The 21,287-nt window shown below is 62.7% G+C and carries 20 protein-coding genes; 15 read left to right on the forward strand and 5 right to left on the reverse strand.

Features of this window, described 5'->3' with window-relative positions; all coding sequences use genetic code 11:
* From GTW58_RS01550 to GTW58_RS01560, 3 genes are all read left to right on the forward strand, one after another.
* Positions 1 to 412, forward strand: a 412-nt coding sequence (locus GTW58_RS01550; RefSeq protein ID WP_168023445.1) for an integrase core domain-containing protein, incomplete at its 5' end; no start/stop codon positions are given.
* 219 nt (positions 413 to 631) lie between these two features.
* Positions 632 to 808, forward strand: a complete 177-nt coding sequence (locus tag GTW58_RS01555; protein ID WP_157980441.1) for a hypothetical protein — start codon at positions 632 to 634, stop codon at positions 806 to 808.
* Positions 805 to 3,255 carry an ATP-binding protein gene (locus GTW58_RS01560; protein WP_119932468.1) on the forward strand — a complete coding sequence of 817 codons (2,451 nt, stop codon included), beginning with the start codon at positions 805 to 807 and terminating at the stop codon, positions 3,253 to 3,255. Before GTW58_RS01555 ends, GTW58_RS01560 begins: the two co-directional genes overlap by 4 nt.
* A gap of 50 nt (positions 3,256 to 3,305) precedes the next feature.
* On the opposite strand, the gene GTW58_RS01565 is transcribed toward GTW58_RS01560, so the two are convergent.
* Together GTW58_RS01565 and GTW58_RS01570 are read right to left on the reverse strand one after the other, a co-directional pair.
* On the reverse strand, positions 3,306 to 4,457 hold the full coding sequence (locus GTW58_RS01565; protein WP_157980440.1) for a hypothetical protein: 1,152 nt from the start codon (positions 4,455 to 4,457) through the stop codon (positions 3,306 to 3,308).
* Between the two features lie 539 nt (positions 4,458 to 4,996).
* Positions 4,997 to 6,205: a MalY/PatB family protein gene (locus GTW58_RS01570; protein WP_119932465.1), complete on the reverse strand. Its 1,209-nt coding sequence runs from the start codon at positions 6,203 to 6,205 to the stop codon at positions 4,997 to 4,999.
* A 142-nt stretch (positions 6,206 to 6,347) separates the two neighbouring features.
* On the opposite strand from GTW58_RS01570, the gene GTW58_RS14840 reads away from it, so the two are divergent.
* A complete protein-coding gene (locus GTW58_RS14840; protein ID WP_255409137.1) occupies positions 6,348 to 6,476 on the forward strand; it encodes a hypothetical protein in 129 nt (42 codons plus the stop codon).
* A gap of 42 nt (positions 6,477 to 6,518) precedes the next feature.
* Positions 6,519 to 7,187, forward strand: a complete 669-nt coding sequence (locus tag GTW58_RS01575; protein WP_119932464.1) for a baeRF2 domain-containing protein — start codon at positions 6,519 to 6,521, stop codon at positions 7,185 to 7,187.
* Positions 7,188 to 7,274: 87 nt separating this feature from the next.
* Here GTW58_RS01575 and GTW58_RS01580 read toward each other — a convergent pair whose 3' ends face one another.
* Complete coding sequence (locus GTW58_RS01580) at positions 7,275 to 8,183, reverse strand: EamA family transporter (protein WP_119932483.1); 909 nt, start codon at positions 8,181 to 8,183, stop codon at positions 7,275 to 7,277.
* Positions 8,184 to 8,270: 87 nt separating this feature from the next.
* On the opposite strand from GTW58_RS01580, the gene GTW58_RS01585 reads away from it, so the two are divergent.
* The 6 genes from GTW58_RS01585 to GTW58_RS01610 all read left to right on the forward strand — a co-directional run bounded on the left by GTW58_RS01585 (position 8,271) and on the right by GTW58_RS01610 (position 14,227).
* Positions 8,271 to 9,230, forward strand: coding sequence for a LysR substrate-binding domain-containing protein (locus GTW58_RS01585; protein ID WP_119932463.1), 960 nt, complete (start codon positions 8,271 to 8,273; stop codon positions 9,228 to 9,230).
* 74 nt (positions 9,231 to 9,304) lie between these two features.
* Complete coding sequence (locus tag GTW58_RS01590; RefSeq protein WP_119932462.1) at positions 9,305 to 9,817, forward strand: RDD family protein; 513 nt, start codon at positions 9,305 to 9,307, stop codon at positions 9,815 to 9,817.
* The gene (locus tag GTW58_RS01595; RefSeq protein WP_047687979.1) at positions 9,814 to 10,617 is read left to right on the forward strand and encodes a Cof-type HAD-IIB family hydrolase; all 804 of its coding nucleotides are present in this window, start codon (positions 9,814 to 9,816) and stop codon (positions 10,615 to 10,617) included. The genes GTW58_RS01590 and GTW58_RS01595 overlap by 4 nt, the downstream gene beginning before the upstream one ends.
* The gene (locus GTW58_RS01600) at positions 10,614 to 11,324 is read left to right on the forward strand and encodes a hypothetical protein (RefSeq protein WP_231559324.1); all 711 of its coding nucleotides are present in this window, start codon (positions 10,614 to 10,616) and stop codon (positions 11,322 to 11,324) included. The genes GTW58_RS01595 and GTW58_RS01600 overlap by 4 nt, the downstream gene beginning before the upstream one ends.
* Positions 11,325 to 11,587: 263 nt before the next feature.
* On the forward strand, positions 11,588 to 12,940 hold the full coding sequence (locus GTW58_RS01605) for a sugar porter family MFS transporter (protein ID WP_047687977.1): 1,353 nt from the start codon (positions 11,588 to 11,590) through the stop codon (positions 12,938 to 12,940).
* Between the two features lie 240 nt (positions 12,941 to 13,180).
* Positions 13,181 to 14,227 (forward strand): NAD(P)-dependent alcohol dehydrogenase, encoded by a 1,047-nt coding sequence (locus tag GTW58_RS01610; protein WP_119932461.1) that lies wholly within the window; start codon positions 13,181 to 13,183, stop codon positions 14,225 to 14,227.
* Between the two features lie 110 nt (positions 14,228 to 14,337).
* On the opposite strand, the gene ppk2 is transcribed toward GTW58_RS01610, so the two are convergent.
* Both ppk2 and GTW58_RS01620 read right to left on the reverse strand, forming a co-directional pair.
* Positions 14,338 to 15,198: a polyphosphate kinase 2 gene (gene ppk2 / locus GTW58_RS01615; RefSeq protein ID WP_047688000.1), complete on the reverse strand. Its 861-nt coding sequence runs from the start codon at positions 15,196 to 15,198 to the stop codon at positions 14,338 to 14,340.
* Positions 15,199 to 15,318: 120 nt separating this feature from the next.
* Complete coding sequence (locus GTW58_RS01620; protein WP_157980439.1) at positions 15,319 to 16,677, reverse strand: condensation domain-containing protein; 1,359 nt, start codon at positions 16,675 to 16,677, stop codon at positions 15,319 to 15,321.
* A 188-nt stretch (positions 16,678 to 16,865) separates the two neighbouring features.
* On the opposite strand from GTW58_RS01620, the gene GTW58_RS01625 reads away from it, so the two are divergent.
* From GTW58_RS01625 to GTW58_RS01640, 4 genes are all read left to right on the forward strand, one after another.
* A complete protein-coding gene (locus GTW58_RS01625; RefSeq protein WP_119932482.1) occupies positions 16,866 to 17,663 on the forward strand; it encodes an alpha/beta fold hydrolase in 798 nt (265 codons plus the stop codon).
* Between the two features lie 76 nt (positions 17,664 to 17,739).
* Positions 17,740 to 18,381 (forward strand): VTT domain-containing protein, encoded by a 642-nt coding sequence (locus tag GTW58_RS01630; RefSeq protein WP_052209252.1) that lies wholly within the window; start codon positions 17,740 to 17,742, stop codon positions 18,379 to 18,381.
* Between the two features lie 101 nt (positions 18,382 to 18,482).
* The gene (locus GTW58_RS01635; RefSeq protein ID WP_119932459.1) at positions 18,483 to 19,577 is read left to right on the forward strand and encodes an App1 family protein phosphatidate phosphatase; all 1,095 of its coding nucleotides are present in this window, start codon (positions 18,483 to 18,485) and stop codon (positions 19,575 to 19,577) included.
* A 34-nt stretch (positions 19,578 to 19,611) separates the two neighbouring features.
* Complete coding sequence (locus GTW58_RS01640; protein ID WP_052209251.1) at positions 19,612 to 21,144, forward strand: aldehyde dehydrogenase family protein; 1,533 nt, start codon at positions 19,612 to 19,614, stop codon at positions 21,142 to 21,144.
* The last annotated feature ends 143 nt before the right edge of the window (positions 21,145 to 21,287 follow it).

Raw genomic sequence — 21,287 nt, forward strand, 5'->3', positions numbered from 1 at the left:
CGGCTGGGCTATCGACTCCAAACAGGACTCCACCCTGGTCGTGAACGCTCTGGACATGGCAATCCGTGCACGTCAGCCAGGGACCGGAGGGATCGTTCATGCGGATCACGGAGTCCAGTTCACCTCCTGGGTCTTCACTCAGAAGATCCGTTCAGCGGGACTGCTGCCGTCGTTCGGGACCGTCGGCGATGGCCTCGACAATGCGATGATGGAGTCGTTCTGGTCGACGATGCAGATCGAGCTGCTGAACCGGAAGAAGTGGAAGACGCGCATCGAGCTCGCGAACGCGATCTTCGAGTACATCGAGGTGTTCTACAACCGTCGTCGCCGGCACTCCTCCCTCGAGTACGCGACACCCCACGATTACGACCTCGCCCGCACCCCGCGGGCACTCACCACCATCGGAAGCTAGCGACCAAGAGTGGAAACCTAACCGTAGGGCAGGTCAAACTGTCACCTAGATGTGCGGCAGTCCCTTCGCACAGGCAGTTCGGGTCGCGTCCTCCGCGCAGGCACCGTCAGTTGAACGCGCGTTGGCCCACATCCAGCGAGATCGCGGCGGTAGAATCGTGGTGGCATCATCAGGTAGGCGGTCCAGCTTTCGCCGCGATCGCAAGCAAAGGGGCGCGGAGTGGCGGGCATCGAATCGGAGGTCTTGGAGACCTTCCTGGCTGCACTGACAGATGTGGATGACGTGCCGCCGCAGGTGACCGAGAGCCTTGCAGCGTTGCTGGCGGCGGACAAGCTACCGAAGCCGGACCAGCTTGTGGCGCTCTACACCGATGCGAGTGGTGAGTCAGCGCTGTGATCCAGGTTCAGAAACTTCGAATAGAAGAGTTTCGCGGCATTCGCGACCTCGACCTCGACCTGGGCAGCGGTTCCTTCGTGGTGGTCGGGCCGAACGGGTCGGGTAAGAGCGGAGTGGTAGACGCCATCGACTTCGCGTTGACGGGCAACGTCGCTCGCCTCAGCGGAGCTGGCACGGGCGGCATCTCTGTCGCGAAGCACGCGCCGCACGTGCACCAGCGGGATAACCCAGCCGCTGCTAGCGTCACCTTGACGTTCACACACCCAGCCAGCGGACAGACCGGTACTCTCACTCGTAGCGTGAAGACCGCGGGCCAGTTCAGCCTGGAGCCCAAGACTCCCGAACTCGTCGCAGCCGTGGAATGGGCTGCTCGCCATCCTGAGTTGATCCTGTCTCGACGTGAAGTCATCAAGTATGTCAACACCGAGCCGGGGAAACGTGCCCAAGAGGTGCAGGCTCTTCTTAAGCTCGACCGTATCGACGAGACTCGTCGCCTACTCAACACGGCCCGCAACAAGACGAGCGCTGCCGCCAGGAGCGCGGACGACGCCGTGAAGTCCGCAGAGGATGCCGTCAAACGCGGCCTCGACATCACCGATCTGCTGCCGAGCGAGGTGACGGTGGCGGTCAACAAGAAGCGTGAAGTGCTCGGCCTGGAAGCGCTGCCAGCAACCACCCTTGAGACTGACCTCAGCGCCGGAGCCAGAACCGACGATAGTCAAAGCACTTTCAACCGAGCTTCGGCCATCCGGGACATCGAAGCCGTCACCAGTTACATGGCTGAGCACGAAGACCTGGACAACGCAGCGAACGATCTGGGCGCGGCGTTGAGCGATCTCGATGCCGATCCCGCAGTCCTCGACTCGCTAAAGCACCGCCAACTGGTCGAGACCGGCCTGCCACTAGTGATCAGTACCGCCTGCCCGCTGTGCGACCTGGAGTGGCCCGATGTCGCGTCGCTGCGGAAGCATCTGAACGACAAGCTCACTCGATCCGAGACCGCCGCAACGCTCCAGCAGCGCATCCAGACCGCTGCGGGCAAGGTGATCGGGCAACTTCGCGGGGTGCGGTCCCTGATCCAAGCGGCACAACCGCACGCTGTCACGATGGGACAGTCTGCGTTGCAGACGTCTCTCTTGGAGTGGTCGAATGACCTTGCCGCGTTCGAAGCGAAGCTGACGACAGTCGAGTCCGTCCGTGACGAGTCCGAACGCGTCACCACCGATCCGTTGGACACTCCGTCACCGATCGCTGATGGATTGAAGGCGCTTCGAACGACGATCGAAGCACTGCCAGACCAGACCACGACCGAGGCCGCACGGACCTTCCTCACTGTTGCCCAAGATCGTTGGACTCAACTACGCCAAGCGCGGGCGAAAGCAACGAAGGCAACCGCAGCTCACAAAGCCGCGAACGAGGTCTACGAGAAGTACAACTCTGTGGCAGACGCGGCACTGACGACGCTCTACAAGACTGTCGAGACCGACTTCAGTAACTTCTATCGGCAGATCAACTCTGATGACGAATCATCCTTCAAGGCAGGGCTGTCACCCACTGCTGGGAAGCTCGACCTCGAAGTCGACTTCTACGGGCTCGGCATGTTCCCACCGATGGCCTACCACAGCGAAGGTCACCAGGACGGGATGGGAGTCTGCCTCTACCTGGCCCTGATCAGGCAACTCCTCAAATCGGACTTCCGGCTTGCCGTTCTCGACGACGTAGTGACCTCCGTGGACACTAACCACCGCCGACAGTTCTGCAAGCTGCTCAAGGACGTCTTCCCCGACGTCCAGTTCATCATGACGACCCACGATGAGGTTTGGGCGCGACAAATGCAGTCCTCGGGACTCATCGCTCGACGTTCGCTCGCTCGATTCCACGGCTGGACCGTCGATGGGGGACCGTTCTATGGTCAAGGTGTCGACTTCTGGACTCAGATCGAAACCGACCTTGCCAGTGACGATGTCCCTGGCGCGGCTCATAAGCTGCGGCGCAATTTGGAGTCGTCACTGGCCGATGTCGCTGCGAGCATCCAAGGTCAGGTCGTGTTCCGCGCCGATAACAACTACGACCTCTCATCCTTCTTCTCAGCGGTCAAGGGCAGGCACGGAGACCTTCTTAAGAAGGCCACCGCCTCGGCAAACTCATGGAACAACGACGCGGCGAAGCAGAAGGTCGAAGCTCTGAAGGGTGAGCGAGCGAAGGCGATCCTCGCCCAGGACGGGGAGAACTGGGCGATCAACGCTCTCGTCCACAACAACGACTGGGCGACCATGACGAAGGCGGACTTCGCGCCAGTCGTTGAAGCCTGCAAGCAGTTCCTCGACCTGTTCACCTGTAGTAACGATGCGTGCGCCGGGTGGATCTATGTTCTCGGTATCCCCGGAAAGGAAGAAGAACTCCGGTGCTCCTGCGGGGACTTCAACCTGAACCTAAGGAAGAAGTAACGCCCTGCCTCGTGTGCTCCACATGGTCGCGCGGAGGTTCGTGCGACTGGCTAGTGAAACGTCACCACTTCTCCCGAGTGGCTTGCCGGGGAGTACTTGACCCCGACCTGGTAGCGGCGGACCGTGCCGGTGTCGTCGGGGAACTCCACTGGCACCGTGAACATTAGCGCGTCGTTCTCGGGCGCGGGCTCGCCGTCACGGGTCCCGTGGACGAAGCGCAGGTTGAACATGAGGCCACTCCGGATCTTGACCTCAATAGCCTGAGCGAGTTCCTCAGGGCTTAGCCCATCTAGCCCGGCTTTGCGCACCGAGGCTCCGTGACCGTCAGCATCACTCGTCAAGTAGATGAATCGTCGTTCGTCGAGATCAAGCTTCAACTCACTGAGCGGGCTCTGCGCGCCACCAAGCGCGGTCAGTGTTAGCGCGCTGTCTTCGTCTGCCCACTCAGGTACGCCGTTGTCCATGCGGTGCTCGAGTACCACGCCGTAGAGCGTCTGCTCAACTCCGACGAGCCGGAAACCGTGGTCTCTGGTGGGCGGGGTGATGTGCGGTGAGCCGTCTTCGTCGGCTGGGACGACGAGCGCATCGCCGTCGCGGATCGCGTACTGCGGAAGCAGCATGAACGACTTGAGTGGAGTCCATGTCGAGCAGTCGATGTACCCCAAGTACGCGGCCGTCGAATCTCGCAGCGCAGCGTCCATCGCGCTGACCTGTGTTCGCGACATATTCGTGAGATAGAGGACGTAGTACTGCTCAGTGGCCAATCGAGGAAAGTCGTTCGTGCGGACCAGGTTCTCGTCCAGTTCTTTCCACACCCAACCGGGCGGCGCGTTGAGGATGTCGCCCTGGCTGATCGCAGTCCGCTGAGGCCCGTGGCGCCAGAGCCCCGGCAACCAAGATTTCGAGAGTTCGAAACCATAATGGTCGCTCCCGGCGGCGGTGGAATCGAAGACGAAAGCGACCTCCGCATGCGTCGCTCGGGGAGTAAGCGCCCACCGCAGGTCGGCGTACTCCACGCCGCCCTTGACAAGTTCGCGGGTCGTCTCGCGATGCAGCGCACGGATCAGGTCGCCGACGTGTTTGCTGTCAAGGTCGAGCGCTGCCGCACTCGATGAGACGTACACATTCGTGTAGTTGTTCAGCGAGTGAGTAGTGAAAGCGGAACCTGTTGTGTCGGTAGGTACATCGGACTCGCTACTCATGTTCCGATCGTCCCACACTGAGTGTTCCTCTTGGGGAAGTCGGCTACTCGATCGGAGACGTCGCTTTCTTGCTGTCGCGGCCTAGTGATCGACTGCCGCTGGTGCTCCGGATGCGCTCTGGGTTGACCACAGGCCCCTCCTCGGACCGACTGCCAGTCCGTCGGTAAGGGTCCAGTGCTCGCTTGGATCACGACAGCAAGTCCTTCGTGTGTGTCCACACCGTCATCCGATACACGCCGAACCGCCGGGAGATCGAAACCACGCTCTCGCCGTCCGCTCGGGCAGTTCTAATAGCGTCCACTTGGCTTTCTGTCAGCGGTGTTCTAGCTCGTCTCCTAGGGTTCGCTAAGACCTCGGGCCCGTCCTCGGCTGCATCTTGAGGCTCGTCGCCAAGACCGAGTTTCGTCTGAGTCCACGCGGAACCGAGCCGCTCGAACCTCTGCCAGGTGTTCGGTTTGAGTCCACCCGCGTCCACCAAACAAGGACGGATCCCGCGAAACATCGCGGGATCCGTCCTTTTGTATTGGGGGAGCCGTGGCTCAGTCGGCGAATTCGCGCACGGCCGCTCCCATGTGCTCGATGGCCTCACGCACAATCGCGGGTGAGGTTCCGAAGTTCAGGCGCACGTGGCCCTGACCGCCGGAGCCGAACGGGGCGCCGTCGTTGAGAGCAACGTTGGCGTGGTTGAAAAAGAAAGCTGCAGGACCGGTCAACCCGTGCTGTGCCGCGGGGGTGTCTGGCCCCTGTTCCGGTAGGTCCAGGTCCGTGCAGTCCAACCAGGCCAGGTATGTGGCCTCGGGGGCCTGGATCTCAACACCGGGCAGGTGCTCGCGGACCAGCTCCATCACAAGGTTCCGGTTACCGGTCAGTCCCTTGAGCAGAGCCGTGAGCCAGTCCTGTCCATCGGTCAGGGCCGCTGTGTGGGCCAGGACTCCCAGGTGGCTGACCCCGCGGTCAACCGTGGAGGAAACCCGTGCCAAGTCAGCCTGCGCATGAGGACCAGCACACAGTACGGCAGCCTTCAAACCGGCCAAGTTCCACGCCTTGGATGCGGAGAACACGGAGAACGCGTTCTGCGCGCCGTCAACGCTGAGCAGGGGAGTGAACGGCGTGCCGTCCAGCATCAGGGGCGCGTGGATTTCATCGGCGATGATTCGGCCATTGAACTGCCTGGCGATCTCAACCACGGCTGTGAGCTCGTACCGGGTGTGCGCCACTCCGGTGGGATTGTGTGGATTGGCCAGCAGCAGAACGGGCTGCCGGGTGGTGGCCCGCGCCTGCTCAAAGGCAGCGGAGATGGCAGCGGGGTCCAGGCGCCCGTTGTCAGTCAGGGGCGCCTCCAGCACTGTGCGGCCCAGCTCACGTGTGAACAGGTAGAAGGGCGGGTACACCGGCGAGCACACGATCACCGCGTCTCCCGGCTCCGTCAGCACGTTGATGGCAGCGCTGATACCGGTCATGACATCTGGCACGGTGCGCATGCGATCGGCACTGAAACCGTCCCATCCCCACTGGTGCGCAGCGAACTGTTGGAACGCCTGCGGGTAGGGGTCCCCGGACGGGTATCCGGTGTCGCCGGTGCGCAGAGCATGGGTCAACGCCTCGACGACGGTCGGTGCAGGCTCCACGTCCATTTCAGCCACCCACAGCGGAAGAACGTCCTGCGGGTAGTGCTGCCATTTCTCGCTGGTGCGCTTGCGCAGCTGCTGCCGGGTGAGGGTTTCCAGAGGGTTTTCCACGATGGACATGGGGCGAGCCTATGCGCCCAGCCGGCAATGGCGGGCTCCGTGACGCCGGGTGAACATTGCTACAAGACGCGTGCCCGTGAAACGCTGAGGTAAGTAGGCTGACTAATCCTGTTGGCCGTACGGCGCAGATGGAAGGGTGCTCATGCAACTGGCAGAACTCCGAAAGATCTACGACGCCGAAGGCCCCTACGCCACGGTTTACCTGGAAACCCAGGAAGCCAGCGAGGATGCCGCCAAACAGATCGAACTGCGGTGGAACAGCCTGAAGTAATCCCTGGAGGAGCAACAGGCGCCCCAAGAAATCCTGAACGCCGTGGAGCAGGCCATCATGGCTGAGGACTCCCACGAGGTGGCCACCGCATCCACACAGGATGAGCAGGGGCAGGAGCAGGAAGCTGGATACGAAAGCTCCGAATCCGTGCAGAAGCCGCGCGGTGGGGCACTGTCCCACAACCAGATCCAGCGCCGCGCGGAACAAGCCGTTCAGCAGAATGCCCGCGACATCGCCGAGCACCTGGAGAAGACCGCGCGTTCATGGAACCCGGATGTGTTGATTCTGGCCGGAGAGGTCCAGGGACGCACCGCTCTGGCCGCTGAACTGCCCCCGGCCCTGGAAGAGATCAAGCATGACGTCGAGCGTGGTGGTGCTCAGGACGAACGTGCTGAGGAAGCGCTGGCCGATGAACTGCAGAGCATTGCAGCTGACTTGGCGGTCAAGAATGCCGCTGATCACGCGGGGAGTTTTGAGCAGGCCAAGGCGCACAACCTGGCCGTGGAGGGCGTTGACGCTGTGGCCCACGCAGCCGGTGTGGGCGCCGTGGAGACCCTCCTGCTGGGCACGGAGGCCAAGACGGAGCAGGAATCCAACGTGCTGGCCGCGTGCGTGCGCACGGACGCCGAACTGGAACTGATGGACCTGGACGCGCAGGACGGCGTGGCTGCAATCCTGCGGTTTGACGTTTCCGACTTCCCCGGTAGCTGAGTTTCGGATTCAGCGGTCTTCAGAGGTTGAGGGACCACGCACGGTGCGCGGCAGGTGCTCATGAGCACTTGCCGCGCACCATGTTTCTCAGCGCCGTTGGCGGCGGGCGCTCACCGTGCTGCCGATGCTGGCGGCCACCACCAAGGTGACTGCCACAATGCGCAAGGGGCCGGCGGCCTGGCTCAACAACACCCACCCTGCAATCGAGGCGACCACCGGTTCCATGCTCAACAGAATCCCGAAAACGGGCTTGGGCAGGGACCGAACGGCGGCCAGTTCGAACGAGTAGGGCAACAGGGAAGCCAGGATGGCGGTGCCCAGGGCCAACAGCAACAGGTGCGGATCTGAGACCACGGTGGTCACGTGTCCGGCGCTGACTGGCATCAGCAGTAGTGCCGCCACCACCAGAGCCATGGCCAAGCCACCCGTTCCAGGAACCAGCTGCCCCACTTTGGCGCTGGTCAACACATACAGGGCCCAGAAGGCTCCGGCGATCAGGGCAAAGGCCACACCCAGCGGATCCAGTGAATCCAAGCCGAGCACACTTTCCACTCCCAGCAGGGCCATCCCGGAGATGGCCAGTCCCACCCAGACCAGATCCCGTGCTGAGCGGGACAGAACCGCAGCCAGCAACAGGGGCCCCAGAAACTCGATGGCCACCGCCGTGCCCAACGGAATCCGCGCAATGGCCGCGTAGAAGAAGCCGTTCATCAGGGCCAACGCAAACCCGAAAGCGATGACCGCCTTCCATTGCTGTTTGTTCCAACTCAGCACCCGCGGACGGACCACCAAACACAACACCACTGCAGCCAGGGCCAGGCGGAAGCCCGCCGTGGCCCAGGAACCCATCACGGGGAACAGTTCGGTGGCCAGGGCAGCGCCGAACTGCAGGGACACACAGGAGGCCAGAACCAGGGCTGCAGCAGAGCCTGTGCCCAGTTGTCCTGGACGCTGATCGACGACGACGGCGGGGGCCGGTGGTGCGGTGGTGGTCATGGCATCCAGCATCCAACCCCATGTTGAATTAATCCAGCGAATGGTTCTTACCCATGTTGATCAGCTGAACTTACTTATAGTGGTTTCATGTTGAATGTCTCCCGCCTGCGCATGCTCGCCGAACTCAAGCGCTGTGGCACGTTGGCGGAAGTGGCGCGGGTGCTCTCCTACACCCCCTCCGCGGTCTCTCAGCAGTTGTCCCTGTTGGAACGTGAGGCGGGGGTGGTTTTGCTCGAAAAGGTGGGGCGCGGTGTTCACCTCACCCATGCTGCGGAGACCTTGGTGGAACACGCCGATGCCGTGTTGCGGCGGCTGGAACAGGCAGAAGCGGAGTTGGCTGCCGCGCAGCCAGAGGTGAGGGGCACCCTGCGGGTCGCCTCCTTTCAAACCGTGGTGATGACTGTGCTCCCGGCAGCTTTGACCGTGTTGGAACAGCGCCACCCCCAGCTCCAAGTGGCCATCACACAGCGGGAAGTTGACTCCGCCTACCAGGGCCTGATGGCTGGTGACTTTGACGTGATGGTGGGGGAGGAGCTTCCCGGTTTCCCCGTGGAGCCCCGGCCCGGCTTGGACCGAGTGGATTTGCTGCAGGACCCGCAAATCCTGGCGGTCCCGCTGACGGGCAGGTTCTCGGCGCGGGTGGATCAACTTGCCGACCTGGCCCAGGCACCGTGGGCCCTGGATGCTGCCGACACCCACATGGGCCTGTGGTCACGCTCCATGTGCCGAACAGCCGGATTTGAACCGCGCACGGTACTGGAATCCCCGGACCCGGCCTTGCAGTTGCACATAGTCAGAGCCGGTCACGCGGTGGCTTTTGTGCATGGCCTGGTGGGAGCGCAGTACACCTCCGGAACGCAGTTGATCGAGTTGCCTGGGCGCCCCCATCGCAAGATCTTCACGGCCGCCCGTTCCTCCCGAGCTCAGCACCCCGCCATCCTGGCGTTCAGGGAGGTGCTGACTGAAGTCGCACAAGGGTTGGGCACGGTCACGGGCAACCACACCATCATGCTCATGCCACCCACGGTCCACGCCTTGAGCCAGTGAAGATTTCCGCCACCACCAATCGGCCCCGCAGCAGGCCCGAAAAACGCAGCCGAACCGCAGCTTAAGCTGGTGGCATGACCTACGGCTGGTATCCGCAGCACCGAACTCACGGGCCAGAAGAGCCTGGCCTGGGTGTGGTGGTTCATCAGGGGATGCCGTTGCCTGAGGCCACTGCCGGGCACCGCTGGCTGGCCAGACTGATTGACGCCACCCTCATCCTGGCCTTGAGCCTGGGATGGGCCTTGACGTGCGCTGGACTGACACAAGACCGCGGTCTGGCGATCTTGCTCGCCGGCCTGGGGTGCGTCGTCGTATCGGTTCTGGCCGGAGGGCTCTACGGCGTCACAGCCTCCCCAGGGCAGCTGATCACGGGAGTCGTGTCCCTGCAAACACACACCGGTCAACCAGTGGGATTCTGGTGGGGCGCCCTGCGCTATGTCGTCACCGGCCTGGTGCCACTGTGGCTGGCGATCAAGCTCTGGGAAGCCCTGACGGGCGGGGCCGCGAAGAGCAGGGGCTGGAGCAGGCCCGTGAGTGTGCTCCACCGCAGCATCCCGAATTCAACGGAAAGCAGGCAGCACAGATGACCTTGAAACTGGTGGCCGTGGACATGGACGGCACGTTCCTGGATGCCTCCAGCACCTACGATCACGAACGATTCGCACGGATCCACCAACAGCTCACGGACCGTGGGATTCAGTTCGTGGTGGCCAGTGGCAACCAGTACTGGCAGCTGAAATCCCATTTCCCGGACGTTGCGGACATCCTGTACGTGGCAGAGAACGGCGCGGTGGTGGGAACGGATTCCCAGATCCTCCGTGTGGAGGCCATGCAGCGCCAGGACGCACTGGGCGCACTGGAAGTGGTCAGTTCCTTTGAGGATGTTCACGCTCTTGCCTGCGGTGTCCAGGCCGCATATGCACTGGAAACCATGGACCCTGACATGCAAGCCATCTTGCGCAAGTACTACATCAAGATGGACCTGGTGGCGCAGTGGTCAGATGTTGAGGATGACATTGTGAAATTGGCGCTGGGCTGCCCGCCGGAGCGCACGGAAGAATTGTTGGAGCAGATCGGGCAAGCTCTACCGTCCACCGTGGTCCCGGTTTCCAGCGGTCACGGGTCCATTGACCTGATTGGCCGGGGTGTCAACAAGGGAACCAGCCTTCAATGGCTGTGCGGGCAACTCGGCATCGACCCAGCTGATGCCATGGCTTTCGGGGACGGCGGCAACGACGTCGAGATGCTCCAGCTGGTGGGCTGTGGCGCGGTCATGGCCAATGCCCCGGAAGCCATCAAGGCAGTGGGAGACATTGTGGTGGGATCACACGATCAAGCCGGCGTCCTGGACCACCTGGAAACCGTGTTGGCCGCAGGTTCGGCGTGAAGGCGCGCTCCAGAACGCCGCGCCCACAACCGCAGGGCACCAGCCTGCGCAAACTGATCTCTGCCGAGGTTCTGGCCGACCGACTGGACCGGCCATTGGGTCTGCTGGGCCTGATCTACCTGTTTGTGATCCTGGGCCAGTTGTTGATCCAGGACGCCGGGTGGACCACGATTCTGAACATTGTGGGTTGGGCGTTCTGGTTGGTGTTTGCCGGCGAGTTCCTGCTGCGTGCCTACATTGCCGGGTTCCAGTTGGAGTTCTGGCGCCGGACCTGGTGGCAGGTGATTTTCCTGTTGCTGCCGTTCCTGCGTTTCTTCCGTGGCGTCCAAGCCCTGCGGGCGCTGCGGCTGAGCCGGATCACGCGTGTCAGCGGCATACTCTCTGCAGGTCTGCGCGGCTCACGATCGGCGGGGCGGCTGCTCACGGACCGCATTGCATGGCTGGCTGCCGTCACGGTGGTGGTCATCCTGGCCGCGTCCCAGCTGGTGTACGCGGTGGAGTCTTACACCAGTTATTCGGACGCGCTGTATCAGGTCAGTCTGGCCACGGTCACTGGTGGTGGCATGGATCCGCAGGACGCATTCGGCCGCGTGGTTCACGTGGTGCTCTCGGTCTATTCGGTGGTGGTTTTTGCGACTCTGGCCGGTTCCCTGGGTGCCTATTTCCTGCGGGATCAAACCGCAAAGAACGACGACGACGCCCGGTGACACGTCCCCGAAAATCCCTGCTCGACGCATGATGACCATCCAATGATCTGCGGACCTGTGTTTCATGAAGTTGCGCAATCCTGACATGCGGGGAAAGAGCACTGACATGTGGGGAAACAATCCAGGTCTGTTGAGGAAAATCGTTGCTGCTCGTCGCGGGCGGGTGCATACTTCCGTCAGCGGCACGTGAATCTCCAGGCCGTACAGGGGTCATGCAATCTCCGTGAGCCCCGTTCCCGTCCTCTGCTGGAACAGGATTTCTCATGAAACCTATTGTTTTGCGCAGCGCCGTGGTGGCTGCACTGGGTGGTTTGCTGTTTGGTTTTGACACGGCTGTCATTTCCGGGACCACTCAAGCTCTGACTGAAAAGTTTGATCTGGGCAGCTTTGCTCTGGGATTCACGGTGGCTTCAGCCTTGATCGGCACCATCATCGGCGCGCTGACCGCAGGGCGTCCCTCAGACCAGTACGGTCGCAAGAAGATCCTCCTGGTCATTGGCGTCCTCTACCTGGTCTCCGCCGTGGGATCAGCTGTGGTGGACAACTGGTACCTGTTCCTGTTCTTCCGCTTCCTGGGCGGTATTGGCGTGGGCGGTGCTTCCGTGACCGCACCCATCTACACGGCGGAGATCTCCCCTCCGCGTCTGCGTGGACGCCTGGTGGGTCTGGTCCAGTTCAACGTGGTGCTGGGCATTCTGCTGGCATACCTGTCCAACTTCTTCATCGCCCGTGCCGTGGATGAATCCGTGGCCTGGCGGTGGATGTTCGGAGTGGAAGCGCTGCCCGCCGTTGTTTTCATCCTCTTGTTGTTCACCGTTCCGGAATCCCCGCGGTGGTTGTTCCTCAAAGGCAACACTCAAAAAGCTCGCACCAACGTGGAGTTGTTGGCCTCCAGCCCGCAGGAAGCCAATGAGTTGGAACGGGAGATCCAGGATGCCGTGGCGGATTTGGCACAGGACACCGGTAAAGTTCCGTTCTTCGTGCCCAAATACCGCCGAGTAATATTTTTGGCCGTGGCCATTGCCGCCTTCAACCAGCTTTCCGGAATCAACGCCATCATGTACTACGCACCGGACATTTTCCGTATGGCAGGCGCCGGTGAGGATTCTGCGTTCCTTCAATCGATTGCCGTGGGCGGCATGAACCTGGTGGCCACCATGGTGGCGCTGACCGTGATCGACAAGTTCGGCCGACGCAAGCTCATGCTGATCGGTTCCATCGGCTACCTCATCAGCCTGGGTGTGATCGCCATGCTGTTCTTCACCCAGGGCGGCAACTTTGGTGCGGTCAGCAGCAGCCTGGTGTTGGCCTCCCTGTTGCTGTTCATTGCCGCCCACGCCTTCGGTCAAGGCTCCGTGATCTGGGTGTTCATCTCGGAGATCTTCCCCAACCGCGTCCGCGCACGCGGCCAAGCCCTGGGTTCCTTCACCCACTGGTTTGCCGCGGCACTTATCAGCTGGACCTTCCCCTGGATTGCCGGTGGCCTGGGCCCGGGAACGGCCTTCGCCGTCTTCTTCGTGTGCATGATCGGTCAGCTGGTGTGGGTGCTCAAAGCCATGCCGGAGACCAAGGGCATTGCCCTGGAAGAGATGGAGGAGCGCCTGGCCGCGCGTTGAAGCCTGGGCGCACCAACGGCGCACCTGGGGACCCGCACGACCGTGCCACACCCCGAATCAACGACGAAGGGGGTGGGGGGGCCCCCGGCGGCGCCGGTGGTGTGGGTGGGGGGGGGGGGGGGGGGGGGGGGGGTGGGTCTCTGGTTGCGGTGCCGGGCGATTGCGGGCATGAGTGGGTGGAACATGGCAGCAGGAGCATGGTCGTCAGGCCCTGCTCGCACTGATTCGGAAGGAGCCACCATGCCTGAAGTACGCGCTTACGCATGCGATGACAAGACCACCCAGTTCCACCCCACCACCGTGACCATCCCGGAGGCGGGTCCCCAGGACATCACGTTCGAGATCAAGTACGCAGGTATCTGCCACTCGGACATCCACACCGCCCGCGAGGAATGGGGACCGGCAAAGTTCCCACTGACCCCGGGACATGAAATCGCCGGGATCGTGACCCAGGTGGGCTCGGAAGTCACCAAGTACAAGGTGGGTGACAAGGTGGGTGTGGGCTGCATGGTGAACTCCTGCGGCACCTGCGAGTACTGCCAGGCCGGGGAGGAGCAGTACTGCGTGGGGGACGGAGGCACACTGTGGACCTACGGGGATGATGCCCAAGGCAACCCCACTGCCGGCGGATACGCGCAGGGATTCACGGTGAATCAGGACTTTGCCGCTCGCATCCCGGATGAGATCCCGTTCGAGACAGCAGCCCCGTTGCTGTGTGCCGGGATCACCACCTACTCACCGCTCAAGCGGTGGGGTGCCGGACCGGGCAAGAAGGTTGCCGTGGTGGGTCTGGGTGGACTGGGTCATATGGGTGTTCAGATCGCTGCTGCCATGGGAGCGGAGGTCTCCGTGATCTCCCAGACCCGGTCCAAGGAGGAAGACGGCAAGAAGTTCGGAGCAACCGACTACCACGCGCTGTCAGAGGAAGGGACGCTGGAGAACCTGCGGGGAACCTTTGACCTGATCCTGTGCACCGTCAGCGCTGATGACCTGGACTATTCAGGTCTGTTGGCAACGCTCAAGCCCATGGGCGTTTTTGTGGACGTCGGCCTGCCGGAGAACCCCACCACGTTGCATCTGGCAGGTCTGGTGATCGGATCCAAGGTCATGGCCGGATCCCAGATCGGCGGCATGGCAGAAACTCAGGAGATGCTGGAGTTCTGCGCTGAGCACGGTGTTCACCCGCAGGTTGAGCTGATCTCCGGTGAGGAGATCACGGAGGCCTACAACAACGTGGTCAACTCCAAGGTGCGCTACCGCTACGTGATCGACACCGCCACGTTCTGAGGCGCTTGCGCACACGCCAACTGGTGGTTGGCCGACAACAGGTGGCAGTTTGGTCCGTCATCACCGGATGATGACGGACCAAACTGCCACCTGTTTGTCAGCAGCTGCGCCTACTTCTTGGATTTGCCCGACTTTCCGTTCTTGCCGGACTTCTTGGAGGACTTGCCATCAGAGTCCTTGGCGGCAGCTTCCTCCACCTTGGCGGAATGATCCGCAACCTCATGCTGGAGGGAGCGGTCCGGGCGGCGGTAACCGTTGGTGCTGGGACGCTTGGGCAGCTTCAGTTCAGGCAGAGGCACCCGCTCCCAAGGCACCCGGTCCAGCAGATCCGCAATCATGTTGATCCGGGCCCGGCGCTTGTCCTCAGCCTCCACAAAGTTCCACGGTGACTCCGGGATGTCCGTGTGGACCAACATGGCATCGCGCGCTCGCGAGTAGTCCTCCCACCGAGTGATGGACTCCAGGTCCATCGGGGAGAGCTTCCAGTGCCGCATGGGGTCCTCCATGCGGGATTCAAAGCGCTTGTACTGTTCATCACCGGAGACGGAGAACCAGTACTTGATCAGGATGATCCCGTCCTCCACCAGCATGCGCTCAAAGATGGGGCACTGGCGCAGGAAACGGCGGTACTCCTGGGGGGTGCAGAATCCCATGACACGTTCCACACCGGCGCGGTTGTACCAGGAGCGGTCGAACAACACGATCTCACCGGCGGCCGGAAGGTGCTGGATGTAGCGCTGGAAATACCACTCGGACTTCTGGCGTTCGGTGGGAGCCGGAAGGGCCACAATGCGGGCGATGCGCGGGTTCAAGTACTCGGTCACCCGCTTGATGGCTCCGCCCTTGCCGGCAGCGTCACGGCCTTCAAAAATCACGACGACGCGCTGCCCGGTGGCCTTGACCCATTCCTGCATCTCCACCAGCTCAGCCTGAAGGCGTAGCAGCTCGGCCTCATAGATGGCCTTGTTCATACGCTTGCGAGGCTTGGGGGCGGGTGCGTCCTCAAGGTCCAGGGCGTCGTTGTCCATGGGGTCGTGCTCAGCGGTGTCTTTTGCCATGACGGAAGGTTATCCGCAGGCTGTACGTGTGAGCTACTTCATGCGCAGTGTTTCAATTCGTCGGCTCTCCGGGGTGCCCGCGGCGAGCTTCTGAAGATGCCCGATCACCGCGGCCAACCAGGTTTCCACCGATTCTTGGGCCCGTGGGGTGTCCGGGTAACGGGCGCGGATGTGCAGCCCGGAATCGGTCACCACACACCAGACCTGCACACCGTTCGTGGGAGCTGAGGCAGAGATGTGTTGAGGGTTCAGGGACTGCGGCAGCGCGGCAGGCAACCTGCGGTAGTCCAGGTACGAGATCATGAACATCCCGGGCGGAACCGGCATGCCACCGTACGGCCTCATGATCGGTTCCAAGGCATGGGAACCCAGCTGCAGGGCTTCCCGGACGGCCGCCCGGCACATGGCCAGATCGGGATTGGACGACTCCACCACGGAATTGGTGATGAACCACCCCACGGCCTCCTGCCACCGGGGTTCCGTCCTGGAATGCACGGGCAGCACGGCCCGCAACGGGGAACCGGCCAGTTCCGAACAGGCCTGAGTCATGGACGAGATGACCATGGTGAAGGGGCGGTGGCCCACATCCTGGGCGTGATCTTCAAGGTCCCGGAGTTGCTGCGCATCCAGCACGGCCCTGGTGGTGACGGCCTCAGCAGGTGTGGGCTGCAACTGCCCCAAGGGAAGCGGGAACGTGGGCATGGTGCCGTGTCCTGCACTGACGATCTCCTGCCACCGCTGATGAATGGTCTGCGGTGCTGACGCAGCGGCCGCCAGGGCCCGGGTGTGCTCGGCAAAAGATGCAGCCTGCGCCACGGAATCATCACTGGCCGGGGACTTCACCAGGACCAGGGCTTCCAGGAAGTCATGGGCCAGCACCGGCAGGGACCATGCGTCCACGTGAGAGTGATCAGCGGCCAACACCACCGTGGGGGACTGACTGGTGTCCTCCGGGTGGATCACACACAACCGGTGGGAGGGTGTGCCCAGGGGGGAACAGGCACGGTCCAACACCGTTTTGAGCGTGGCGCGTGTTCCCTCTGCGGTGCTCGGGTGCTCCTGCCAGCGGACACTCAGCGGTTCATGGATCTGATGCAGGGTGAGCTGGGCGTCGCCGTGATAATCGGAGGGCGTGCGGAAAACGGTCCGCAAGGTCTGGTGCCGCCGGATCAGACGCAACCATGCAGCACCGAGTTCCTGGCGGGTCGCAGGCCCGGGAAGTTCGAAAGACACGGCCATCCAGGTTCCGGGACGATCCCCGGCGCCCACATGCATGCGCTGGTCAAAGGAGATCGGCAGCAGGCTTCCGGCTGCTGCCTCTTCAACAGCCAACGTGCACGTGGCCAGGGCACCCTGGGGGAGGGTCGCGTGTGTGATGTTGGTCAGATACAACCGAACCTCCCGTGCTGCGTCGTGTTGATCCTGTACCCGTTTGCGTTGATCCTGTGACCAAAGCGCGAGTTTCAGTATCCGGGCCAGTGTTAACAGCGTGTGAGATCTCCACGGATCCTTGACGTGATGGACACCAGGACGTCTCATGGGCGGCACTCAGCGTGATCCAACAGGACTACCGTGGAACCATGCCGTCCTTCACCCTTGATCATTGCACGCTGGACTACCAGGTCTCAGGTCCAGTGGAGGACCGAGGTTCGCCTGCCGTGGTGCAGTTGCACGGGTTGATGTCAGACACCCCGTCCAACACCAGCGGCGGGCTGGACCTGGCGGCGTTTGTCCCCGGTGCGCGGGTGGTGCGCTATGACGCCCGGGGACACGGGCGTTCCACCGGTGAGCCCGTGGTGGACGACTGGTTGTGGCCCAACCTGGCACACGATCTGTTGGCGCTGCTGGAGCACGTTTTCCCGGGCCAACCCGTGCACGGCATTGGGCCGTCCATGGGCTCAGCCACACTGCTCTATGCGGCACTGGATCAGCCCGAAAAATTCGCATCACTGACCCTGTGTGTGCCCTCCACCTCGTGGGCCACGCGGAGGGGACAGGCAACGATCTACCGGGAAAGCGCGGAGATGATCGAAACCCTGGGGCTGGAGACCTACATCCGCGCCACCAGAACAGTGCCGCAACCCCCTGCTGTGGCCGACCGCGAACGACACCCACCGCGAGTTGCCGCAGACCTACTGCCGTCCGTACTGCGCGGAGCCGCGGCCACGGACCTCCCGGACCCACAGATCCTCTCCAGCATCACGGCAGCCAACCTGATCCTGGCCTGGTCCGACGACGCCGCCCACCCCCTTTCCAGCTCAGAGATCCTGAGGGAGGCCCTTCCTGGGCAGAGAATGCACATCGCGCGGACTCCGGGGGAACTGGCCACCTGGCCCCGGCTGTGTGCCGAGTTCGTGCGCGAGTGTGACAACGCGTGAGCTCTCACCACGTGATGTTGGTGGCTTTTGGTCCCTCTCCAGTCTGATTCCAGGATTGGGGGAGCATGATCAGCGCATGGATTTCTGTCATCAGGTGACCTCCGCGTTCCGCGATCCCGGGTCCGTGCTGCAAGCGGCAGGACCATTGGCGATCGCCATCATGACGGTGTTCATCTTCATCGAGTCCGGGCTGCTCTTTTCGTTCCTGCCCGGTGACTCCCTGCTGTTTGCTGCTGGGATGCTGTTGCCCTCCATGGGAACACCGTTCTGGCTGGTCTGGGCGTTGGCTGCGGGGGCTGCCATTGCCGGTGGTCAGGTGGGCTACATGCTGGGCAACAAGTTCGGCCGCGGTCTGTTTTCTGACAACGCCCGCGTACTCAAAACCAGCCACTTGGTGAAAGCTGAAGCATTCTTTGTCCGCCACGGCGGCAAGGCGCTGGTGTTGGCGCGGTTCGTGCCCATCGTGCGCACCTACGTGCCTCTGGTGGCAGGGGCCAGCAGCTACCGGTACCGGAAGTTTGTGGGTTGGAACGTCACAGGTGCTCTGCTGTGGGTGACCATCATGCTCACCGCCGGGCGGCTGCTCGGCGGCATCCCGTTTGTGGCCGAACACGTGGATCTGATTGCCATCACCATCGCGATCCTGTCCATCATTCCCATCGTGGTGCACGTTTTGGCATCCCGGAAGTCACAGACCCAAGACCACGGCGTGGCCTGACCCAGCCCTACCCGGCCCAGGGCACCGGTGGGGCTGTGACGGTCGGGTGAGTGACCGGCGTCGTGGTGGTCCGGGCTTGCTGTTGTGGAAGACTTGAACCCATGTCACCCAGTCGAAATGACGCCAACCAGATGCCCGTGGACCTGGCCACCGATCTGCGCCAGACCGTGGACCAGGTCACCAAGGAAGCGCTGAATGTGGGGTATCGGTTGGAACAGCGTCTGACCATGGTGCGGCAGCGCCGCGCCAAGCAGCGCGGTGATTTCCCCGTGATGGTGGCCTTTGACGGTTTTGGCACCACCGCCCACGTGCGTGTCCTGGGCCGTGCGCTGCTGAAGACCGCCGGCCCGGAGGACCCCACGGCGGAAGACGCCTCCTCCATCCGGGGCTGGCGCTCGTTCACCTCTCTGCCCATTGCCTTTGCCCACGTGGACGTGCGATTGGGAGGGCGCGAATTCCGTCTGGTGGCGGACAAGGGTGGTGTGATCGATGCCGATCTGGAGATCGCCTTGGAGCCGGGAATTCACCAGGCCGAGTTGCGTACGGAAGGCTCCTCCTGGGCCACCTCCCGGATGACCGTGGTGAGTCAGACCCAGAAGATCGGCGTGGTCTCTGACATTGACGACACCGTGATGGTCACGGCTCTGCCGCGTCCCCTGCTGGCGGCCTGGAACTCCTTTGTGCTCAACGAACACGCGCGGACACCAACGCCGGGCATGGCGGTGCTCATGGAGCGGCTGACCAAGAAGCACCCGGGTGCCCCGTTCATCTACCTCTCCACGGGAGCATGGAACGTTGCCCCCACGTTGCGCCGGTTCCTCTCCCGCAACGCTTACCCGGCCGGTGCCCTGTTGCTCACGGACTGGGGCCCGACGACGGATCGGTGGTTCCGTTCCGGTCCACGGCACAAGGTGGAGAACTTGGAACACCTGGCCAAGGACTTCCCGGACGTGAAATGGATCCTGATCGGGGATGACGGCCAACACGACCCGGAGATCTACGGGGAATTCGCTCAGCGCTACCCGGAGCACGTGGCTGCAGTGGTCATCCGTAACCTGTCCCCGGCAGAAGCTGTGCTGGCTTCTGGTCAGCTGCTGGCCGAGGACGGTCCCCGCATTCCGGAGGGCATCCCGCTGATCGAAGCCAACGACGGCGCCACGATCGCTGAGAAGTTGGTGGAAGTGGGCCTGCTGTAGTTGTGGTGTCTGACCCAGCGCATAGCGTGGGGTCATGGAGACAACGACTGCTGAGACCTTTTGGACACCTCTGAATCAACAATCGGGGTATGACTCGCAACTGGCACCGGTTGAGGGTCTGGACGCTGCAGATGCCGAGCGCATTGACGCCACGGTGCACTCCGTACGGGCTGCTTTCGCACCGCCGGTGGACCTGGAGACCCGGTTGGATCGACTGGACCGGCTGGAATCCATGCTGCGCAGATGGGAGGCCCCTCTGGTGGAGGCCCTGGGGCAGGATCTGGGCAAGTCCACCACGGAGGCATGGACCACGGAACTGGGAACCGTGTTCGGAGAAATCCACCATCTGCGCCGCCTGTTGCCGCAGTGGATGGCCCTGTCCAAGGTTCCCGGCAGTGCAACGTTGGCACCCAGCCGGGGATGGGTGGACCACCAGCCTCTGGGCACGGTCCTGATCATTGCCCCGTGGAACTACCCTGTGCAGTTGGTCCTGTCCCCATTGGCCGGGGCCTTGGCGGCAGGCAACACCGCCGTGGTCAAGCCCTCTGAAGTCACCCCGCACGTTGCCCAGGTTCTGACGGAGGCGCTGCAGGACAGTCTTGCGGACTGTGTGGGTGTGGTCACGGGCGCTGTCCCGGAAACCACGCGTGTGCTGCAGCACCGGTTCGATCACATCTTCTACACCGGCAACGCCACCGTGGGACGTGTGGTCATGCGGGCAGCTGCCGAGTACCTGACTCCGGTCACCCTGGAACTGGGTGGCAAATCCCCGGTGTGGGTGGATGACACCGTTGATCTGAAGGTGGCGGCCCAGCGGATTGCCTGGGGTAAGTTCCTCAACGCCGGTCAGACCTGCGTGGCACCGGATTACGTGATGGGCCCGCCCCAGGTGCTGCAGCGACTGGAGACTCTACTGGCTGCGGCGGTCACCTCCCTCTACGGTGCTGATCCTGCCCGCAGCGACTCCTACGGGCGGATCGTGAGCCGCCGGCACCTGGACAAGTTGGCCACCACACTCAGTGAGGTGGCCACGGAAGACATGATCTTTGGTGGTGGCACTGATGCTGAACAGCTGTACGTGGCACCCACCGTGGTGCGGCAAGCTCCGGATGGCCCGCTGATGCAGGAAGAAATCTTTGGCCCGGTGCTGCCTCTGGTGGAGGCAGCAGATCACCACCAGGCCATCCAGTACATCAACGCCAGGGAGAAACCGCTAGCGCTGTACGTCTTCAGCCAGGATGACGCCGTCCGATCGGAGTTCCGTGCCCTGACATCATCCGGTGGCATGTGCGTGGGTGCACCGGTGATTCATTTGGCCCACCCGCATCTTCCGTTCGGCGGTGTGGGGGAGTCCGGTGTTGGCAACTACCACGGCGCTTATTCGCTGCAGACCTTCAGCCATGAGCGTGCCGTGTTGGACAAGCCGTTGAACCCGGACACCTTGAAAGTGGTCTACCCGCCGTACACCGCCATCAAGGCCAAGGGCGCCAAGATCGCCATGGGACTTCCGTCACCAACAGCAGCTGTCAGAAAGCTGTTCGGCGGAGGATCGACACGCCCACGGTGAGGTTTCGTCATGTGAATTCTGAATGCACAGCAGAACATCGTGGGCTGTCCACACCTGTGGACGCAGGTCGGCTCCCGGGGCGAGTTCGGCATGATCTCGCGGGGGAAGCCGGAGGGCCTGCTGTGGATCAAACAAGGTGATCT

Origin of the sequence: Kocuria subflava, from assembly GCF_012163155.1 — a bacterium.
Classification (GTDB): domain Bacteria; phylum Actinomycetota; class Actinomycetes; order Actinomycetales; family Micrococcaceae; genus Kocuria; species Kocuria subflava.